Here is a 265-nt window from a genome sequence, read left to right as displayed (position 1 = left end):
CATGAACCTCGCGTCATCGGGATCGACGATTGGGCCTGGCGCAAGGGACGGCGCTATGGAACGCTGATCTGCGATCTTGAACGGCGGGCCGTCATCGATTTGCTGCCGGATTGCGAGCCTGCGACCCTCGCCGCTTGGCTGCGCCAGCATCCGCAGAGGTGGTCGCGGGATTTCGGACCAGGTGTTAAGCTGTAGCGCCTGAGGAAGAACGCACAGAAATGACCAAACGGAAACGCTATTCGGCAGAGTTCAAGGCGAAGGTGGC

The 265-nt window shown here is 60.8% G+C and carries 1 pseudogene; it reads left to right on the top strand.

Annotated features, from left to right (window positions below):
- Nucleotides 1–153 (top strand): annotated as a pseudogene (locus ACN5AZ_RS18770) (transposase); the annotation flags it as partial.
- Nucleotides 154–265: the final 112 nt, after the last annotated feature.

Origin of the sequence: Sagittula sp. SSi028, from assembly GCF_048553715.1 — a bacterium.
GTDB lineage: Bacteria > Pseudomonadota > Alphaproteobacteria > Rhodobacterales > Rhodobacteraceae > Sagittula.
The sequence above is the reverse complement of the archived record's forward strand: the minus strand, read 5'-3'. Positions and strand labels throughout refer to the sequence as shown.